16 protein-coding genes are annotated in these 19,198 nt (G+C 47.6%); 15 read left to right on the forward strand and 1 reads right to left on the reverse strand.

Annotated features, from left to right (window positions below):
- Positions 1–637 precede the first annotated feature (637 nt).
- From OLTU_RS08705 to OLTU_RS08755, 11 genes are all read left to right on the forward strand, one after another.
- Entirely contained in the window at positions 638–2,530 is a 1,893-nt protein-coding gene (locus OLTU_RS08705) for a hypothetical protein (RefSeq protein ID WP_141732366.1), read from the forward strand.
- A 735-nt stretch (positions 2,531–3,265) separates the two neighbouring features.
- A complete protein-coding gene (locus tag OLTU_RS08710; RefSeq protein ID WP_176736455.1) occupies positions 3,266–4,474 on the forward strand; it encodes a helix-turn-helix domain-containing protein in 1,209 nt (402 codons plus the stop codon).
- The gene (locus tag OLTU_RS08715) at positions 4,471–5,553 is read left to right on the forward strand and encodes a hypothetical protein (RefSeq protein WP_141732368.1); all 1,083 of its coding nucleotides are present in this window, start codon (positions 4,471–4,473) and stop codon (positions 5,551–5,553) included. The genes OLTU_RS08710 and OLTU_RS08715 overlap by 4 nt, the downstream gene beginning before the upstream one ends.
- Positions 5,554–5,844: 291 nt before the next feature.
- A complete protein-coding gene (locus OLTU_RS08720) occupies positions 5,845–6,996 on the forward strand; it encodes a sensor histidine kinase (RefSeq protein ID WP_141732369.1) in 1,152 nt (383 codons plus the stop codon).
- Positions 6,997–7,004: 8 nt separating this feature from the next.
- Positions 7,005–7,220, forward strand: coding sequence for a transposase (locus tag OLTU_RS08725; protein WP_176736456.1), 216 nt, complete (start codon positions 7,005–7,007; stop codon positions 7,218–7,220).
- Between the two features lie 763 nt (positions 7,221–7,983).
- Positions 7,984–8,979 carry a radical SAM protein gene (locus OLTU_RS08730; protein ID WP_245676863.1) on the forward strand — a complete coding sequence of 332 codons (996 nt, stop codon included), beginning with the start codon at positions 7,984–7,986 and terminating at the stop codon, positions 8,977–8,979.
- A 1-nt stretch (position 8,980) separates the two neighbouring features.
- On the forward strand, positions 8,981–9,283 hold the full coding sequence (locus tag OLTU_RS08735) for a hypothetical protein (protein ID WP_141732371.1): 303 nt from the start codon (positions 8,981–8,983) through the stop codon (positions 9,281–9,283).
- The gene (locus OLTU_RS08740; RefSeq protein ID WP_141732372.1) at positions 9,258–10,826 is read left to right on the forward strand and encodes an ABC transporter substrate-binding protein; all 1,569 of its coding nucleotides are present in this window, start codon (positions 9,258–9,260) and stop codon (positions 10,824–10,826) included. The genes OLTU_RS08735 and OLTU_RS08740 overlap by 26 nt, the downstream gene beginning before the upstream one ends.
- Positions 10,827–10,881: 55 nt before the next feature.
- Positions 10,882–12,534 carry a sensor histidine kinase gene (locus tag OLTU_RS08745; protein ID WP_141732373.1) on the forward strand — a complete coding sequence of 551 codons (1,653 nt, stop codon included), beginning with the start codon at positions 10,882–10,884 and terminating at the stop codon, positions 12,532–12,534.
- Positions 12,527–13,951: a sigma-54-dependent transcriptional regulator gene (locus OLTU_RS08750; protein ID WP_141732374.1), complete on the forward strand. Its 1,425-nt coding sequence runs from the start codon at positions 12,527–12,529 to the stop codon at positions 13,949–13,951. Before OLTU_RS08745 ends, OLTU_RS08750 begins: the two co-directional genes overlap by 8 nt.
- Positions 13,952–13,958: 7 nt before the next feature.
- Positions 13,959–14,555: a hypothetical protein gene (locus OLTU_RS08755; protein ID WP_141732375.1), complete on the forward strand. Its 597-nt coding sequence runs from the start codon at positions 13,959–13,961 to the stop codon at positions 14,553–14,555.
- A gap of 357 nt (positions 14,556–14,912) precedes the next feature.
- Here the strand turns inward: OLTU_RS08755 and OLTU_RS32270 are convergent, their stop codons facing one another.
- Positions 14,913–15,248 (reverse strand): hypothetical protein, encoded by a 336-nt coding sequence (locus OLTU_RS32270; RefSeq protein ID WP_218109928.1) that lies wholly within the window; start codon positions 15,246–15,248, stop codon positions 14,913–14,915.
- Between the two features lie 245 nt (positions 15,249–15,493).
- Here OLTU_RS32270 and OLTU_RS08765 point away from each other — a divergent pair, with 245 nt between their 5' ends.
- The 4 genes from OLTU_RS08765 to OLTU_RS08780 are packed head-to-tail and all read left to right on the forward strand — an operon-like array spanning position 15,494 to position 19,184.
- Positions 15,494–16,159, forward strand: coding sequence for a DUF2059 domain-containing protein (locus OLTU_RS08765; protein ID WP_218109929.1), 666 nt, complete (start codon positions 15,494–15,496; stop codon positions 16,157–16,159).
- Positions 16,131–16,859: a DUF5819 family protein gene (locus OLTU_RS08770; RefSeq protein ID WP_141732378.1), complete on the forward strand. Its 729-nt coding sequence runs from the start codon at positions 16,131–16,133 to the stop codon at positions 16,857–16,859. The genes OLTU_RS08765 and OLTU_RS08770 overlap by 29 nt, the downstream gene beginning before the upstream one ends.
- Positions 16,852–17,748, forward strand: coding sequence for an HTTM domain-containing protein (locus OLTU_RS08775; protein ID WP_141732379.1), 897 nt, complete (start codon positions 16,852–16,854; stop codon positions 17,746–17,748). The genes OLTU_RS08770 and OLTU_RS08775 overlap by 8 nt, the downstream gene beginning before the upstream one ends.
- Positions 17,745–19,184 carry a serine hydrolase domain-containing protein gene (locus OLTU_RS08780; protein WP_141732380.1) on the forward strand — a complete coding sequence of 480 codons (1,440 nt, stop codon included), beginning with the start codon at positions 17,745–17,747 and terminating at the stop codon, positions 19,182–19,184. Before OLTU_RS08775 ends, OLTU_RS08780 begins: the two co-directional genes overlap by 4 nt.
- Positions 19,185–19,198 lie beyond the last annotated feature (14 nt).

The raw sequence follows: 19,198 nt of genomic DNA on the forward strand, positions 1-19,198 counted from the left end.
GCCTCCTCTGGTCAATACTCAAGCAACTGCTTAAGTATCGGCAGCTTTCCGGGAATAGTAAAGTAAAAACTTTAGTATGTTGAAATCATTTAAAATATAAGCTGTTCAGAAGCTCGTGGAAGCATGAATCCTGGTCCGGACGAGGGTGCTGCGAGGGTGACATGGGCATAGCGGGGCTTGGCGGCCGTTCGGAAATGCAAAGGCTCAGGGCCCCTGGTAGAGTTGGCTTTCTGGCCCATGGCCTTGCGACGAGCGCCGAAGCCGGGAGCCTTCAAACATACTGGAACGTAATACATGGGCCTTCGCACTTTCACATAGGGAAGCAACAGATGCGAGGGCAATCAGCTCGAATGGTGGAACGAATTGAAGAATTCTGTCTAGTTCGGCAATATTAGAAGGGTGTTTTCTATTCCGGCCCCCTACCCTTCACGTATCACCAAGCGTTCCGGATTTAAATAAATTTTATCGCCTCAACTAAGTCGAAGAAATGCCAGGCAACATTCAACCCGGGGTCTTTTTTTTTAGCAGGCCTCAACTTCTGAAACCCGCCACCGAAGGTTGTTATAGTTAATTTGAATGGTCGGCATGGAGCACTGCTCATTGCCTATCATATTATGCGCAAGAGTAGGAGTTTTGTATGAGGTTCCATCGCCTTGGTTGGAGTTTGAGTCTGGGAGTATGGTTAGTTTTAACCAGTGCTTGCGGTAAGAAGAGTTCATCGGAATCCACCTCGGAAACCGACACTTCGATTACCTTGACAGGTCAGTTGTCGTTAACAGGAGGGGAAAGCGCGCTGAGATTGGCAGCTCCTGCCATTACAGATCTTTCCGTGTATTGTGTTACGTTTTCGGTTCCGCCCATTGCTGGTACCGGCGATTTTGATTCTGAAGGTAAGTTTTCTGTAACTCTGGATACCACTGGGGTTTCTGTCGGCTGCTTTATTTTGGATAGCTCTGAAGAGATACTTGGTACTCTGGTGTTTAAAGATCCCACCAAAACAGACCTCAAAGGTGGCGAAAAGTCCAGCGATCGCTTGGCCTTCGAAGGTGGCGAGTCTGATCTCGGCGCTATCGTCCTTAACCTGGACACGGGTAAGGCTGAAGTCGATATCTCTAAAATTGTTTTGAAGACCAAAAGCGCAGCTACCGTTGCGGCAGAGGGAGAAGCCTTTGACTTCACCGGAAGCTATAAATTCGCTGCATCTGGTCTGGATGCACCTGTTGGTTACGAAAACCTTTGTACCCAGGCAGAAGCCGAAGCTGCCGAAGCCGCTCAGGATTGGGACGCATGTTCCGGTCCAGTGATCGATATGCCTATTTACTTAAAGCGCCTCGCGGGTAAATCGACTGCAGATGGCAGCGATATGTTTGCCTTGTCTATCTGGGCAAGCAAAGCAACTGATGACCTCTGCGGAAATAAACTGGGCTTTACCTATGCAGAGGGTAAGGAACATGGCATCGATTTTAGCGCCTCAGGCATCGCAGAAGGCGATTTTACTTGGAAAACTGGTTTGGTCGATGGTTGGAAAGATCCCGCCGCTCGCGCTCGGAACGGCATGATGAAGATGGAAAATGTAGACGATTTCAATGGCTATGCGGGCATGAAGCAATATTTTAAACAATATCGGACTTGGACTTGCAACCCCGGGGAACCTTGCGTGGAATCTGCGCCTACTGTAGCTGAAGGTTTTACATTTAACGCAAATACCAAGGAATCCGGCTGTAGGGATGGCGCTGGCAAACCAGTCCAGCTTTCTGACTGGAGCAACATGGAATGCACGAACACCGAACTGACGGGTGGCCTGCACAAAAATGTTTGCAAGAAAACAGTGGACTCAGTGGTCTATACCTGTACCAATATCATGGGAACCTTTCTAGCAGACGGCACCAGCCTCTCCAATGCCATGACTCGCTATCCCGATGACTATGAAGTCTACGCCAAAGGCGCCTACTGTGACTACAATGGTAACTCAGTATTTGATGGCGATGAATGGCCACAGTGGAACGGCAACTCTCAGTCTTGCAACAGTGGTACAACTATAACCCAAGGCGAACTGTGCTCCAGCATCGCTACGACAACAGAAGGTGGCAAACTCGCTCAATTGCGTTGCTACGCTGATGCTCTCCATGGCGATGGCGGCGGCAAGGATGAAGAACCCACGGCTTGTATCCGGGAAATCAATACCAACTGGTCCGCAAGCACGGCAGCAGAATTTCTCCTCGACTCTGACGGTCCAAGCAAGGCACGCGGTCAGTTCATAATGGACCTCTTTGAGTACGATTCTGCCACCTCGGGTTCACTCCGCGGTGAAGATCGTCGCTTTGAAGGCATCCAGGTTGGTAACAACTGGACCGACTGCGAAATCCAAGAAGTTTTCTCATTTAGTCTGAAAAAGATCGATGACTCTGGCGTTCTATACGGAGAGATGATCGAGAACTCAACGAACGTTTCACCTAAACCAGCTTGCGTAGCTGAGTATGGTGCAGGTAAAACTCGTAAATTCATGTTTACTCTCGTTAAGCAACCCTGATTTTGGGTTTGCGGCCCCCCGATGAGCTCAAGAATGAGCTCTATCGGATACTCCAGCGATGAGTAGCCGATAGAGCCTTGGTTCATCAACGGTGCCGCACCCTTCAATGACAGAAGGCCTTGGGAGCGAATCCCAAGGCCTTCTTTCTTGTCTGAGTCTTGTCCGGAACTTTGTCCGGCCAGCGTTGCAGGTGCTGTAACTATCCGCTATCTCTAGCGAATATCACATCATCCCGCCCATGCCGCCTTCGATTAAGTGTCTGATAATATGGAGCCTTTTGTTGGTATCCAGTGGTACTGATTGATATTTTCACCCTGTGTCTCATCGAGCGATCCAAATCATTTTGGTATGGAATTGTACCTAGACAGACCAATTCTGGTCCGAGTTTGGTCCGCAGGGACTGAAAACACTCGATCCATTTTCATAAGCCGGTCCCTGATGTGTTCGCTGAATTTCCGCGCCTTTCATTGACCCTCGCCGTATTCAAAATAAATAAACTCAGCAGTCTCGAACGCGGTTGAGCCCGGAAAAGTAGTTTTCAAGTTAGCGGGTGGATGCTTATGGTGTGCGGCAGTGGCTTTGAATGGAAGCCGGAGTTACGACCTCCAGCTTCCCGAAACAATGGAGCCTGGCAATTGCTACAAAGCAGACCCCGTCGTTCCGTTTGTACGGATCATAGGCGAGTTGCGTCCGCTTTTCAACCTGCCGGTTGCTCCCTCAAGGATTGAGGGAATCATGTCAAATCTGTTCGAGTTCTTTCCTCCGAATCACCCTGTCTTTGCTGGCGGCCGTTATTTAAGGGCCTTTGATCATCTCCACGACATCGATCACTTTGAGCACAGTATTCTGACGTATTTGGGTTCCCTCATGCCCTATGATAAGGGCTTCGTGGACCACCCCGCGTTTCCATCGATCGCCACGATATCGCGGGCGACCAAGATCTGTGAATCCACGGTCAGAAAGAAGATCAGGCAGCTGGAGAAGAAAGGGTACATCAAAGTCAAGGCAGTACGCTTTCTCAACTGTCAGGGAAGGTTTCAGCAGAGCTCGAACGACTATTATTTTGCCCCGCTGGCCTTTGAATTTTTCGCTGACATCATGGCCAGCCGAAACCATATCGTTGGCATCCGCAAAAGAGTTGTGGGTGATTCATTTGATAGTCACTCTTATCCCAGCGTCCCGTACAGCCCTCCCTTCCAGCCGAAAACCGTGGAGGCGGCCGCAGAGCAAACCGCCCCTGTGGTCCAGGCGTCCCCTAATTCCCTTCCCAAAGACCTAACCGAAAATCCTGATGAACCCGGTTCTTTTTCCGGCCGGGACATATTCACAATGAAGGGCGAAGTGGACCGCATCGTGGCGGCCTGGGAAGAACTGGTGAAGACTCCTGTTTCGAAGGGTGAGAAGGATCGGTTCTTCCGTGAATACGTTCGCCTTCGGGGCCATGAGATTTACTTCATGGAGCGTCTGCTCCCGATTGCCTCGGATCCCTATATTGCCTCCAGGGCCAAGAGCATCAACTTTTTGTTCAGCGGCCTCGATTGTGCTTTGAAAAACAAGGCGGACATCGTTGAGAAGGCTGGACTGGCTCTCATGAGAGTCCAGACCGAAGAGGAGCTGGAGCAGCTGCTTGAAGACATTCCTGGCTTCATCAAGCGGACTTCGAGAAACTTCGGAGAGGTTTCCGGTGCCATAGTAAGTCACCTTCTCCAGGATCCCATCAACAAGGCAAAACAACGCCTAGGACTCAATACCGACCCAGGGCTGCCGGCTGATGAGCGTCGACTGAGGCTGGAAATTGAGAGGCTGCTCAGGACAGATCTCAGTGATCCGCTAAAAGATCAGCTGAAAACCATTCTTGATGCCCTGGCGCGCCTCAGCTTTGGCTATTGTCTGGAAATGTTTGCGAGGCTCCAATCCAGGTTGACTGCGGAGGCTTCGCAATGAGCACGGCAGTAAAGAAGCAAAAGAACCGGGAATACTATCTCAAAAACCGGGAAAAAATCCTGAGCAGAGCCAGGGAACGAAACTATTCCAAGCGGCGTGACCATCTTGAGATTGTGCCCAATCTCAGAAGTGAGGATGCTCAGTCTGAAAATTCCAGCGGGGCTGTTTCAGGTTTAGCTCGGCCATCTGAAAAAATTCATCAACTTTCAAGCACTTTACAGGATCGGTCGAGAGTTAACTCCGCTCCCGGCAGTGCGATTGCAGCGGACGGAGCACTGGCTCTATTTGATGTGGCATATGAAATTTCTCCCAGTAGCATCGATAATACATTCTTTTTCAAAGGTAAGGGCACTCGAATGGAACAAACCCTGAAACTGGTTGATGGCATGCCTCTGAAACGGAAAGCTTCAGATTCTGACAATGCGGCCGAAAATCCTTCTGTCAGGAGGAAAGGACGCCTTTTCAGTAAGATTCCGCTTTCATTCATACTCAGGTTGCTCCTTGTTGCTTGCCTCACACTGCTCATGACCGCAATGCAGGTGGAGTTCTATCGAGAGCACGACATCCTGCCTGAATATGCAGTCCCGCTGGCTCTGGCCAGTGAGGTTGCATTTCTTTCGCTGGTAAGCATGAAATTCAGCCGATCGCTTGAATGGCTCAGGATCATCATTCATCTGATTTTCTTTGGGTACTTCGTTTCAGCGCTCTCCTTCCACGTGTATGCCAAATCAAGATCCAAAGCTGCCTCAGAGCAAATGCTTACTGTTCCTGAATTGACTGGAATCAGAGAGCAACTGAAACAGGCTGAACGATCTCTTGATGCGGCAACAAAGGGACGTGCATGGAGGAACATGGAAATATTTGGGGCTGAAGTTTTCAGGCTGAGAAAGCTGATCAGTGCAACCCCAAATGCTCAGGTCCTTGGCACATCGTTGGATCAGACTTTATGGATAGAATCAGTCCTCCTCATCCTGCTCCGCGCCCTGCTTCTGGCTGCATCGGCGCTCAACGCACTGAGATTGAGAGATCAGGTTTGCGAAATGACACACGGTAACAGATCTGTAATGGTCAGAGTGTAACGATATGGGTGTAACCTCAGGGTCGCTATATAAAACCGAAGACAAAGAGAGCGTCATGGTAGTTGTTCTCGGTACAGCACTTTGAGCCTATCCAAAAACCTCAAAAACCTTAACTTAGATTTGTCTCATTATCAGACAGAGGTCAGCACGTCGATTAATTATGACTGAAGATTGCTACGCAAGCATAGGCTCTCATAAAATCGCTTATTCATTGCGCTCGACAATGGTCAATGTTTATCATCGTTCAACGATAAACAGCTGGTAAAAGCGATAAAAAAAGGCAGGGTCACAATGAAACTGGCTCAATTCATAAAAGTAAACCATACAGATATAATTGACTCGTGGGTGAATTTCGCCAGCAGCATGCAACCATGGGCTGATGGTTTAAATCACAAAGAGCTACAGGATCACGTTAAGCAACTTCTTATCGAGATTGCTGAAGACATGGAAACTTCGCAGAGCAAAAGTGAGCAGTCAGAGAAATCAAAAGGCAATGAACCCTCTGGGAAGCTCGGCGAGGCAGGAAAAAGTCATGCATCAGCCCGCCTGGAAACTGGAATCGACCTTGTCCAGCTAGCATCAGAATTTCGAGCGCTACGCGCAAGCGTCCTCAGCAAGTGGGAAGAAGCAAAAGGAACTGAACCAGGGGAAGTGACACGATTCAATGAGGCCATTGATGAAGCTCTTGCAAACTCAATATCGCGGTACTCTGAAACAGTAAATAGCACCAGGGACCAGTTCCTGGCCATCCTTAGCCACGATCTTCGCAATCCAATCGGTGCGATTTCGATGGCAGCAACGCTATTGAGGGATCCTCAAATTACCGACAGGGAGGAGATAGTTGATATAATCATCAATAGCTCTAAACGTATGAATCGTATGGTTAATGATCTCCTTGATCTGGCACGCACGCGTCTTGGGAGTGGAATTCCAATAACACCCAAGCCAATGGACCTGGGGGCCTTGTGCCAGGAGATCATCCAGGAACTTCAGGCATCCAATCCTGAGCACCACCTTGTGTTCGAATCGGCTGGCGATCTTCATGGAGAATGGGATAGCGATAGGCTCGCTCAAGTAATCACAAACCTCGCCACCAATGCTTTAAGATATGGATCAAACATAAGACCAGTTAGTATTGCTGCACAGGATCAAAATCAGGATGTCGTGCTGGAAGTCCATAACGATGGTTCACCGATCCCTGAAAATGCGCAAAAGTGCATTTTTGAACCGATGACCCGTCTTCAATCTGAGGATAGAGACCGCGAAAAGAACAAAGATGGACTTGGGTTGGGCCTTTTCATCACGAGTGAAATCGTCAGGTCACACGGCGGGGAAATTAGCGTTGCATCGACTGAAGAGGAAGGGACTACTTTTAAAGTTAAGTTGCCTCGTAACCCGCCTTCAAACGGTCCACAAACAGTTCAATCGGACGTATTCTCATAACTGTTCGTTTGCAGACCCAGCTCAAGAGAAAAAGGAGAGATGGACGGGGTCGACCTGTCACCAAGCGTGACGTATACCGATGGGTTGTCGAAAGAAGTCTCTCCTGGGTGAATCAGTTCCGTGGACTAAAAATCCGATGCGAAAAGAAGCGTGTCAACTACGAAGGGTTGCTGTATCTCTGTTTCGCCTTGACCTCTCTTCTCGTTGGAGGGGTCTTTAGATAGGGGCTTTAAGCACCATATCGGATTCGTCGGATTGATAACGGCGATGGTGGGGCTTTCAGCCTCGATCGGGATGTGCAATGGGGGCCATTCTGAGCAAGTTCGCCGTTGCTCTCCATCCAGCCGATTTAGGCAGGCCACATCGAAATCAGGCAAGGAATTCGCCAGAATCCGACGTGCCATATCCTATGCTCAATCGGTTCATGCAACGACAAACAAGTGGCAAACAATTTGCTTTAGCATCCATCTCCTTCCGGCTTTCTCCACCACCAGTCCTCACATTTTCCGCATAACCCAGCCAACCGCCAGGGAGAAAGAAGCCAATTCCCAGGCGGTTTTGCGCCCTTTCCTGGATCGTAATCGAGACTAACTTTCAAAGTTACTGCCAGACACGCTCAGCGTCACAGGGCTTCTTTGTTTCCCGTAAACGAGTAAACTGATTTTGGGCATCCTGTTCAAGTGACAGTGTTCGGGTGCCTCTGTGGACCGGAATTGTGGGCTTAAAATATCGTTTTCAGCTAAACTTTGACCAGTCTGGCCTGATTGACAGTGATTGTTGAAAATGGCATAAACTGTGCTTCCCGGGAGCGACTTGAAGTTGGTGATTGATTTCCAATTGCGTAGAGGGACAGCCAGGATTTTCTGCCGGCTGTTTATAGAATCAGAACCACGGATTTGAGAGCAAGGCTAAGCAATGTCCCTTCTTGCGAAAATTAAAGGTCTAACAGAAAACTGGATATTAAGATCAATTTCTGAACCTCGACGTATGAGTGTTCAGCTAGACATCACAAATGCGTGTAATTTGGCTTGCACCCACTGTTATCACCCACACCATTCTAACAAAGGATTCATTAGCATCGCGCAGTGGTCAGATATCTTGGATCAAATAGAAGCGTTTCTTCGAAAATACTCCTTCAATCCGTATTTCATGATTTGTGGCGGAGAGCCACTTATCAGCCCAATATTGAAGCCAATAATCGAGAAGATCAAAAGGATTTGGCCAGACTCCAGCATACTAATTCTTTCGAATGGCACTATTCAAAAGTCAGAGATATTGGATTATTTGAGTGGATTTAATGTTGAATTTCAAATTTCTTTGGATGGCCCAGATGCGTCGCGTCATGACCAAGTCCGCGGGATTGGAAACTTTGAAAAGTCCTGTGAAGGTATAAGGCTCTTTAAGAGTAAGGGATTCAGAGTTTCTATTTTATCAATCTTGTCACAAAGATCATTTCCCTGGATATCTGATTATTTCGATCTGGCAAAATCTTTAAAAGTTGATTCTCAGAACTTTACGCGCTTAATTGCTCAGGGAGCAGGCAAAAACTTGGTAGATAGTAAGGGTGATAGTTCCCTTGTTCCTGAAGATCTAAAGAAAGCTTTTGAGTCGATAATCATACATTCCTATCGCAGTGGAGTGCCAACTAATACTGATCAACCGCTGTTTGCTCTAATAGACAATGCTTTTGGGCAAAGTGGATTATATGGATTTGATGGGTTAGTGATTGATTACAAAGGCAATCTGAAGGCAACCAGCCGGGCAAATATTGTTCTTGGGAGCGTCCTTAAAGACGGGCTTGAGAATTTGTATATCAATCATGATATCTTTCGCAAAGTTCGAAATAAGGACATAGAAGTGTGTGGCAGGTGCAGCCTATTCAATCAATGCGGTGGTGACCGTAACGCTGCATATGCTGAGTTTGGTGATTTTGCAGCCAGGGATCCTGGTTGCTGGAAATTCGATAAAACAATTGGAGTATGATATGAAAGTTTTCATTGCAAAAATTGCAAAAAATCTCCCAATTAATTCATTTTCATTTGCAGCAAAGTCGACTTTGGTAGTTGCATCAATTGCGGCAGCAGGACGTTCATTTGCCGGGGGTACTACGAGTGGAATAAACCCCGCTGTAAGTAGTCTTACAAACGAGCAAGTTCTCGTTATTAAGAGACTTGTAGAAGAGAAGTTGGAATTGGGTGAGATTGAAGTAGACCAAAAGATTCAGCTTGAGAAAATTAAGCTGGATTTGACCAGGAGTTTGGATGCTGAAGAAGGTACGCCTGAATAAGAAAACAGTGGCTCTTTCTTCGCTAGCGGTTGCCAGCCTATTGCTGGCAATCGTCGTTTTTTCTGAGAGGCCTGAGGGATATGATATGAACATTGTTTCTGAAAATTCTCTTGCTGTTTCTCTCCCGCACACGTGGGATATACCATTATACCCTGCATCACAGAGGGCCATGATTGAAGAAGCAATCATGACACACGTTTTTGAGGCCCTTGTCCAAATAGGTGAGAATGGTCTTATTCTGCCTTTGGCTGCAAAGTCATACAAGTTTAACGACGACTTCACCCAGTTTGAATTCAAAATTGATACGTCTCGAAGATTTTCGGACGGAGCAAGTTTAACATCTAAAGATTTTAAAAGGTCATGGGAAGAAGGCCTTCTTCTGCCGCAAAATTCATGGAACAAAGCCCTTCTCGATGTAATGGCCTTTTTGTCAAATAGGAAGGCGGACCAAGGTAACACCGCTGATGTCACACTTTCTGGAATTGAGACTCCTGATGATGAAACACTAATAGTTCGATTTGAAAAGCCAGTTAGGACCGCGTTGGCCTATCTTAGCGGCGCACGATTTGCTCCATTCAGGTTTGTAGATGGGCGATACATCGGTACTGGTCGCTATGTTATTAAATCTCAAAGTGAGGCGGAGGTACTTCTCGGTCTGAATCCTTACAGTAAAGAGCTGACCAGTTTCGAATCAATCAGGTTTATTGCTGAATCAGATCCTTTTCCTAGAATGTTGAATGGCGAGATCGATGTTATTGCCTTTAATAGCCTGAACTATGATAAGACCGATTTAATTAGCGAAACAAAAGGCATTGAAGACATATCCTATTGGTTACACGTGAATGGGCTAAAAGGACGATTTTTTGAAGACAGAAGGATGCGCCAAGCATTTCAAGCATTAATCTGGAAAATTTTTCGAGAAAATAGAAGTGAAATCGAAAATTCTCCAAAGAGATTTAAGGTTGACTTCCAACCATATCTGCCATTTCAAGCAGGAAGGCTGCCTGATAGCGCATTTGAAACAATCGCACGCAAATATGAAACTCTGATTTCAGAGCTAATCGCACGTTCTAAAGATAACCCTTTAGAGCTTTGCCTGAAGGGATTCTTGACAAAGGTTTTACCGTTTATTCAAGAATCAGGTTTGAATTTTAAGAACAGAGAGCCGGAAGACAGTCTAAGGGAGTTTTATAAGATTCATTCCTGTGATGCTGTGTTGGCTGGAGCAAGCGTTCATGTGATTGATTCTGATGGATTGTATCATCTTCTTGGTAAAGACGGAGCGATCACATCGCCAATAATATATCGTGAAAATGTAGACAAATTACTGTTAGAAGGTCGAATCATTCAGACGCCAGAGCTGTTGCCAGCTCATTATGAAAAAGTGGCTGAAGCTATATTTTCTGAAGTTCCCAGTATCCATTTGGGATATATATCAAACAATATTACATATAGGAGCGATAGGCTTCGTGTAAGGCAAGAATTTATTGAGCGTAAATACGACAAGATTTGGAAAATATTTCAACCGACCAAACCCAACTAGACAAGAAAAGTTATTCTGGGGATGACTTTTTATTATAAATGGGGAGCTTGATGAAATGAAAGTGCAAGACTCCCCGCAACCATTGTCCTCTTGGTATCATCGAAAACTATCGCTTCCCTTGCTGGTCTCATTCTTCATTCTCTTATTGTTTCAGGTGATCGTGATTTTTAATGAGATAAACGAGAAGGATAAGGCGCTTCGAAAGTCAATTCAAAGTTTATCTAATGTTGTAAATGTTGCTCTTATCCAGAAGAACAGATCTCTCCTTGAGATTGCATCTGGATTTACTGCTAATTCATCTGGCATGAAATCCTTGTGTGTAGTTATTGATGGCACCACCCATTTTCAATACCCATTCACAAAATCGAGGGAATGTGCAATTGCCTCGACGTTATTAACCAAAATGGAAACTATACAAGTTCCCGGTATGGTCAATGTTCAATTGGTGCTCCTGGTTCCGCGCTTTCCAGACATATATAATACCCTCGGCTTTATGCTCTTAACAATTTCTCTGGCCATACCAGTATTGTTCTTGGTCGGAAAAGCTAGGAATAGCATAGAAGAAGATATTATCAAACCGTTGAAGCTAAATATCGCAGCTTTAGACTTTACTATGAGAGATGCGATAACGCAGGGTAAGTATGTTTCGATGATAAGCGAGATAAATACTCTTTTCTTGCTTTACTTAGAGAAGATAGCTGAGATCAAAGAGCTGACGCAAAAGGAACGGGAGGCTGAAAGGCAGGCTGTAGTTGGGCGTGTTATTACACAAATATCACACGACATGAGGGCCCCGCTTAACGCGATAGAGCGGCTGCTGTACCTGCCCGATGATTCAATAATCGCAAGTCAAAAGTCGTCAATTGGAAAATCACTGCATAGACTTAGCTCAATGATCGAGTCTCTGCGGCATGCAGACCTGGAGCTATTCATTTCGCGACGCTTTTGCAAAATGGACTTTAACTCTGGGCTGTCTGTTATCTCTGAGACGGCTGCTCTAAAAGATGTGAAATTATCGATTAGAAATAGTTGTAGCAATACTACCTATTATTTGGACGATCTGAAATTCGAGCGTGCTTGGATAAACCTTGTTGCCAATGCAATTGATTTCGCAGCGTCAATGGTCGAGATTCATGTTGATGAGTTTGAGGATGAGCTAGTCCTTAAAGTGATCGACGATGGTTCAGGCGTCTCTGAGAACCTTTTGCCACGACTTTTTCAGCGTGGAGCAACCCATGGTAAGTCAGATGGCACTGGCCTAGGCCTTGCATACGTAAGGCAAATCATGCGGGGGCATGGCGGTGATGTCACTTATCGAAGGGAAAACAATCTCACCATATTCGAGTGCCGATTGCCCAACGCAGTGGAACCCGAGAAGGAACAAGTTGTGGAAAATGCTGCTACTATGGAGATTCAGCTCGTTCAAAAAATGGTGCGACCAGTAGCAATTTGCCTTGAGCCCTGGGCCCTCACGCAATCGATTCTGGCAAAATTGGCTTCCCATAATTCGGACGAGTTCTTCTTTACCGAAGAACGCCAAGGCGCCTGTATTGTCGTTTCCAATAGCGATGAGGTCATGTTTGAGGTCCTCGAACGCGATGATCAAGAGTACATATCTACTGCCCACTTGAAAGGCGATGAAAGGGCCATCATGAAGGTGCTGAAAAGAAAATTCAATCTCGAAACCGAAGGTGGCATCAGTGTTTGAGAAGAGAAAAATCCTTTTTGTCGAGGACGACGGCTTTGAAATCCAAAATATATCGGCTCTTCTCAAGTCTCTGGGAGTGAACTTCTCCCATACCGCAACCGTGAGCGAGGCTGTGCGTGAGCTCGTGCTTCAGCCATACGACTATCTTCTGACGGATCTTCATATCGAAACCAAGGCCGGCTTTGAAAAGCCCGATGGCCTGACTGTGATCCGTGCCGCGATTGAGCAGCAGCCGAACATTATAATTGTAGCGACCTCGAGCGATCCTAGGACTGAAATTGTCAGTGCAGCCCTGACCGCCGGTGCCCACCACTTTGTCAGAAAGCCCCTGTCCAAGGCCGACGAAATTGAGATTGCCTTCGGGCTCGCCGACCAGCGTCGTCGCCTCGCCAGGGGTAGTCGCCTCAAAAACCCGTCCGGCCTTTGGGATGCCTACTCAAAAAAATATCCTTACGGTATTATTCTGGGAGAACGCGAGCATAAGGTCGCCCGCCTTGCGGCGAAGAAAAAGGCGTCATGCATCATTACTGGCGAAACAGGCACTGGCAAGGAAGAGGCGGCAAAGCTCATCCACAGAATGCGTTGCGAGGATGAAGGACCCATTCCTTTCGTGGCCGTGAATTGCGCGACCATTACCGGAAACCTTGCTGAGTCGCTTCTGTTTGGTCACAAAAAGGGCGCATTCACCGGAGCTGACGAAGCCGCGACCGGATACATCACTGAAGCCGATGGCGGAATCCTATTTCTTGATGAAATCCAGACACTGTCCATCCCTGTGCAGCAAAAGCTGCTTCGTGTTCTCAATGACGGCACCTATCATCGACTGGGAGAGACCAGGACCCATCGCAGCGAGTTTCAGCTGCTTGTAGCATCCACCAAGGACCTCGGTCGGGAGGTCGAGGAAGGGCGATTCCTGGTTGATATCCATATGCGGATGATGGGGCTCGACTTTCACATGCCTCCTCTCAGGGAACGTATGGCCGATATTCCGGCATTTGTGGCTCTCTTCCTCTCGCGAAAGAACCTCACACTTAATGTTGATACTCTTGATGCTTTGACCGCGAAACTCCAGACCTATCAATGGCAGGGCAATATCCGCCAGCTCTTCAAATGCATGGACGCTTGGCTGCTTTACTGTGAACTTGATGGAGTACAGCCGGCAGCAGACAATTTTCCAGTTTTCAAGGATCTTGAGCCTCAAAATAGGGTTAAACCATCTGCAGTCACGTCAGGGGATTCGGATTTTAATCAGGCAGTCCATGAGGATCGGGACTTCGACCAACTTATGTCGGATTTTGAACGTGTATTTCTGAGCAATGCCATAAATCGGCATGGCACAATCAGTGCACTTTGCAAAGCCATAAATCTACCCCGGTCGACTTTGGATGCGAAACGCAGGAAATACAACTTGGTGTGAAGGCAAAATGAGCGAAACGCGAAGAGTGCAGTATGTCTATCACCTGGTTCCAAACCCGATGTTCGGAACCAAGCTTTATCCCATGAATACACTTCGTAGTATTCATTCGGAAGCCTATAATTGTGCTGTTCAAAAGTATCAATGGCGTACATCCTTTCTTGAGATGATCATTCCCAGGCTCAACTGTCACTGGAATGATGTCCTGCATTTCACGGTTATACATCCTCATGAAATATACAGGGAACTTAGAGATGCTGGCTATGAGCTTGGAAAGCCGGCAATTTTCTTTGAAGTGCCGATTGAACAACTTATGATCTCGCCTCATGCAGTGTACCATACTCCACCACCACTCCTTGAGGAAAGGCCGTTCTCAAAAGAGAATCAAGCGCCGGAACTTGTTATTAATCCAAATATGGTCCAGCTCCGAGGGGAAATAGATTTCACTTATCCGCCTTTTCCACCTACTACACAGGCCTATTTCAGGTTTGAGCGGCATCACGGACGCAGTCCTCTATTGTTTAATGGTTTGCCGCACTTTCTTTTGTGCGCTCCTCTTGAAACAAGTGGACTTCGGAGAATCGACTGGCGCGATGAACCAAAGTAATGTCGATGTGGTTACATGATTTTTGGACATTCATTAACCATAACATCACCGAAATCAAGCAGGCATCTTCTTAACCGAAGAAAGAAAATTCTCCCGAAACCAGCCCTTAATTATCTTATCAATCTATAACTATTGAATTTTTCCTTCTGGCATGACGGTTGCTTACGCGCCCTGTACAGGCAGTTGAATGCCCACTTGCGAAAGGTAACGTGGCTTATGCGTTAACTTTGATAGCGTAGGTTTACTGTTTGGATCCCATTGTTTTTAGCATCCGTCACTGCAACAGGATACTGCCTCAGGCAGTTTGTTAGGCATCCACATAGGAGATTATTTGTGCGACTGAATCATGTCATTGGATTAACAGTTTTGGTCAGCGGCATCAGCTTCAAATTCCCCTTCACTCACAAGGTGTCGGCGACCTCCGGACAGTCGCTGGGCCTCATGGACAGCGCTTTCGCGGTAGACAAGCCTAAGCCTGAGCAGCCGTGGACATGGAGACAATTCGGCGTTGAAGTTGGTGCGGGTGCAGCCGGCGGCGCTGTAGGAGGCGCTGTCTGCGCAGCGTGGGGTACGCCTGGCATGGCGGCAGGCGCGGCTGCAGGGGCCGCGGGCGGCGCCGTAGCGGGCGGAGTGACTTACGCCGCAAAGGTCGCTGTGGGCGGTGCAGATATACGCCTCGCGATCCCGGCGCAAGCGCTCGATTATTAATGATCCTCGCGGACAGGGCGCCGGAGTTGAAATTACGGTGTCCTGTCACCGGGTTGTCTCAGTCTTGTTCTCTGCATATCCATGCAGTTATGCAGCCACACACATAGGATAAAAGGATAATTTCTCGAATGCCCAGAAACAAAACAATTGGTCTTGCGTTGGCGTCCGCATTGACAGGAGGCGCGATTATCCATTTCATAGAAAGTTCGCGGATCCAAACACTCACGGACATGTCCAGTGAAGCAGAAGGCAGGATGAAGGCGGTCGAAGCTGGTTGGAAGAAGTGTGAATCGCAACTCATGACATCACGAAACCTCAATGAAAATCTCAGCGACAGGATTCAGACGATAACGGATGATCTCCTTAACTCGAAGCAATCCATAGCGGAAAGGAACCTGGAGATAAAGACAGCGCGTGATGAGATCAACACCCTGATCGGTAAATTCAAAGAGCAGGACGAATTCTTCCAGAAAGTTGAAGCCGACCCCAACAACCCCGACCTTAAGAAAGAACTAGTGCAGCAGTACTTTGTCTCTTCCAACATTGATGACGTCTTCAAGCAAACGATTGACTCGGGTCTGAGGTCGACCATCAACCCCCCTCCTGGGATGAAGGAAGACGTCGAGAAGATCTTCAGTAAATATTACAGTTGGGACGTTATTAAGCCCATTGTGCAAGATGGATACATGAAAAGCTTGGAGCCAAGCGAAATCATCGCGATGATCCGCTTCAACCAAACCGAATCAGGTCGGATGCTGACACAGAAGCTACCAGCGATCAACATGCAGATCACCGCAGAGGTCGTCCAGAACCTCGAGAGGAACAAGTTGATCATGGCTAAAGAACTCAGCGAATTGAAGGCTAAGTATGACAACGATATATCAAAGGATAACTGAAGGCATAGCCATAGCGGGAAAAGCCTCGAGCGCTGGGGCGATTCTGGCCTTGTGGATCCTCATATTCATGTGGAACACGCCCGCCAATCCACTGAAGATCGAGATGCAGGGAATCCTGAACCGAACGATCGGGGCATATCTCAATCAGAATTGGAGTCTGTTCGCGCCAAACCCGATCAACAACAACATCGTCCTCTTGATCAAACCACTAACAAAAGCCGAGATGGATCGTTTCCTATTCAGCGACCAGCAGTTCAAGGATGGATGGTTCGACGTCTCCAGTTCGCTTTGGAAGGCCATGCAGGCAAACAGGCTTTCAGCCTATGACCGGCTCTCGCGAGTCATTTCCGGCACAGCTCGATCCTTAGTCTCGATGCCATCGGGGATGCAATATTTCGACAAGCTCGCGAAGAACGGTGATGAGGACGTCAAGCAATACATCGAGAGCGTCAACGAGGTCCACAGGATGGCCCGCCAGCAGATGATTGCTCGAATAGGATCTTCCATCCTGATGGATATGTTTCCGCTCAACCCTGAATACTCGCACTTCGCCGTAATGATCAGGATGCACAAGAAAGTCCCTTGGTCCAAGCGATACGAGCACGAAGCCATGGAACCCGAGACAGTGTTCGGCGGCCTATACGTCTTCAATAGAAGCGTGGCCTCGCCGAAAATATTCAACGAGTTTTCTAATGATTGATACCTTCTTACATTCTTTTTCGACGAGTCCGATGCAGGTCAAATCCGTCAAGGTTCTGAGAATAGTCATCGGCCTCGTCTTCGTGATACGCATAGCGACCGAGCTACCCTTTGCATCCTATTTCTGGGGTCCGAACGGCATTGGACAAGGATCTGCGGTCGTATATTTTGGCTCTGCGCTCGGCCCCATCCTGGACAAGGTCTTTCAAGCTGATGCTTCAGTCGTGGTACTGTTGATCGCTAACCTCGCGCTAGCCATATTGCTTATTGCAGGCAAATCGCATCGATTGTGCTGCGCTCTGCTTTTTATCTCCTCGACCATGTTCCAAACACGGCTAGCAGAGATTCAAGACGGTGGCGATAACCTCACTTCCCTGCTGCTCATCTATCTCATTTTCACGACCAATTCGGGCTCGAGCCGCTATCTTTGGCTGCGTGGTGTTAAGATATGGGTGCATAATCTTGCGGTGATGACCATTGGCTTTCAAATCGCCATTCTCTATATGACATCGGGATTTCTCAAGGCACAAGGGTTGGACTGGTATTCGGGGATTGCCCTCTACAATGTTAGCCAGGTTGATTGGGTCTCGCTTCCGAGCATCAGGCCTATCTTCAACAGCCCCTTGGTGTCAACTCTTGCATGTTACGTGACAATATTTTTCCAGTGTACATTTCCCGTCGCAATCTTCAGCCGACTCAAGTTAGTCTGGTTGGCGATCGGGATCATCTTTCATATCGGCATTGCGATTTACATGGGCCTGGTTCCCTTTGCATTGATTATGGTCGGAGCTGAGCTGTTTTTCATCATCGATAGCGAGTGGAATTTTCTGGCACGGCGATTTAAATTGATGGCTCGATCATTGCCCTTTCGACTGAAGGAAGCCACATGAGAATTTTGAACTTTATCCTAGGATGCCTCGGCTGTCTCTCTTTTACCTGTTTTGCAGATACCTCAAGAATCAAGGTGGTTCAAGACTATTTGCAAGATCTGGAAAAGCGAGGCGTCTTCTCAGGATATGTCTCAATAGAGACGTCCGAGAACTCGTGGGAGCATGGCTACGGATACAGGCACGGGCCTTCCGGTGAGGCTCCCGACGCTGATTCTCTGTTCAAGATCGGTTCAATGACCAAGCTCTTCACTGGGTTTGCCATTCTCAATCTCGCTGATCAGCATAAGTTGTCGTTGGATGATCCCATTGCGAAGTTCTTTCCAAATATCAAAGAGAGTTCCTTGGAATACCAGGGGGAAGTCCTACGGATCCGCCATCTATTGACGCATACCTCAGGCCTTCCTGATGTGACTACGTTTTCCTACCATTGGGGTTCGCCGGTCGGAGTCGGTTATTTCCTTGGCTTGCTGGATATTTTTGGGCTTCGTTCCAAACCAGGCGAGGTTTACGACTATTGCAATTTCAATTATTTCCTTCTGGGCGAGATCATATCGAGGCTCTCCGGCCTCTCATATATCGATTATATGGAATCCACCTATTTCAAACCCCTCGGATTGAACTCAATATCGATGGGCTTCCCGGACGAGGCAGACAAAGCGTATGGACATCATTTCATCTTTGACAAGAGCATACCGGCTGAAGACGTGTATTCGATCGTTTCTTTCAAGACTTATGACTGGCCGTCCGCGTCCGATGGAGGGCTGGTGTCGAGCGTGACCGATCTGAAGAAGTGGTTCAAACTCTTTGGCGAAGGTGGCTTGGTGAAGGTCGATGCCTTCGATCGTAACTTGGTGTCCTTTCGCTATTTCGCCGGTATCAAGAACATTGGATCGGGCGATGACATAGTCTATTGGCACAATGGGATGCTTTCACCGATCGGATATAACTCGGACTTCGTGATGGACAAGAAGGGTAGCTTGATCATCGTACTTGGCAACATGGATGCGGGTATGGAGCCTCAGAACATCGCGCGCCACATATACGAGTACCTGGAATCCGGCGATTCCTCCACGCTGCCTGCGTTCGCAGAGGATATCAAAATTCAGCCAATGATGTTCTACACTTATTCGAAGATACAGCTCGACATCCTTTGCTGCCTGCTCTCATGTATCGTCCTTTTTCGACGTCGGGCGGACAGCCATTTCACCGTGCTAACCTTTGCTTTTTTTGCTACGATTTTTCTTTTTAATAGTTTTTCGCTACCATCGACGAAGAGTGTGGCAGTGATCTCGGCGGCAGTCCTCTATTGGATATTCATTGCGCTGTGGCGAAGAAAACATCCGCAGGCGATAAAGGCCGAGAAGCTGGCGTTTGGGCGACTCGTCGCCCCCGTTATCTCGCTACTTCTGGCCCTTGTGATTTTCAACCTCACATAGGATAAACCAATTGG

The sequence above is a fragment of the Oligoflexus tunisiensis genome, assembly GCF_001748245.1.
GTDB classification, from domain to species: Bacteria; Bdellovibrionota_B; Oligoflexia; order Oligoflexales; family Oligoflexaceae; genus Oligoflexus; species Oligoflexus tunisiensis.

Excerpts from the sequence above, each read along its gene's own strand:
- OLTU_RS08705 (WP_141732366.1), top strand. The coding sequence starts at position 638 with ATGAGGTTCCATCGCCTTGGTTGGAGTTTGAGTCTGGGAGTATGGTTA.
- OLTU_RS08710 (WP_176736455.1), top strand. The coding sequence starts at position 3,266 with ATGTCAAATCTGTTCGAGTTCTTTCCTCCGAATCACCCTGTCTTTGCT.
- OLTU_RS08715 (WP_141732368.1), top strand. The coding sequence starts at position 4,471 with ATGAGCACGGCAGTAAAGAAGCAAAAGAACCGGGAATACTATCTCAAA.
- OLTU_RS08720 (WP_141732369.1), top strand. The coding sequence starts at position 5,845 with ATGAAACTGGCTCAATTCATAAAAGTAAACCATACAGATATAATTGAC.
- OLTU_RS08730 (WP_245676863.1), top strand. The coding sequence starts at position 7,984 with ATGAGTGTTCAGCTAGACATCACAAATGCGTGTAATTTGGCTTGCACC.
- OLTU_RS08735 (WP_141732371.1), top strand. The coding sequence starts at position 8,981 with ATGAAAGTTTTCATTGCAAAAATTGCAAAAAATCTCCCAATTAATTCA.
- OLTU_RS08740 (WP_141732372.1), top strand. The coding sequence starts at position 9,258 with ATGCTGAAGAAGGTACGCCTGAATAAGAAAACAGTGGCTCTTTCTTCG.
- OLTU_RS08745 (WP_141732373.1), top strand. The coding sequence starts at position 10,882 with ATGAAAGTGCAAGACTCCCCGCAACCATTGTCCTCTTGGTATCATCGA.
- OLTU_RS08755 (WP_141732375.1), top strand. The coding sequence starts at position 13,959 with ATGAGCGAAACGCGAAGAGTGCAGTATGTCTATCACCTGGTTCCAAAC.
- OLTU_RS08765 (WP_218109929.1), top strand. The coding sequence starts at position 15,494 with ATGTCCAGTGAAGCAGAAGGCAGGATGAAGGCGGTCGAAGCTGGTTGG.
- OLTU_RS08770 (WP_141732378.1), top strand. The coding sequence starts at position 16,131 with ATGACAACGATATATCAAAGGATAACTGAAGGCATAGCCATAGCGGGA.
- OLTU_RS08775 (WP_141732379.1), top strand. The coding sequence starts at position 16,852 with ATGATTGATACCTTCTTACATTCTTTTTCGACGAGTCCGATGCAGGTC.
- OLTU_RS08780 (WP_141732380.1), top strand. The coding sequence starts at position 17,745 with ATGAGAATTTTGAACTTTATCCTAGGATGCCTCGGCTGTCTCTCTTTT.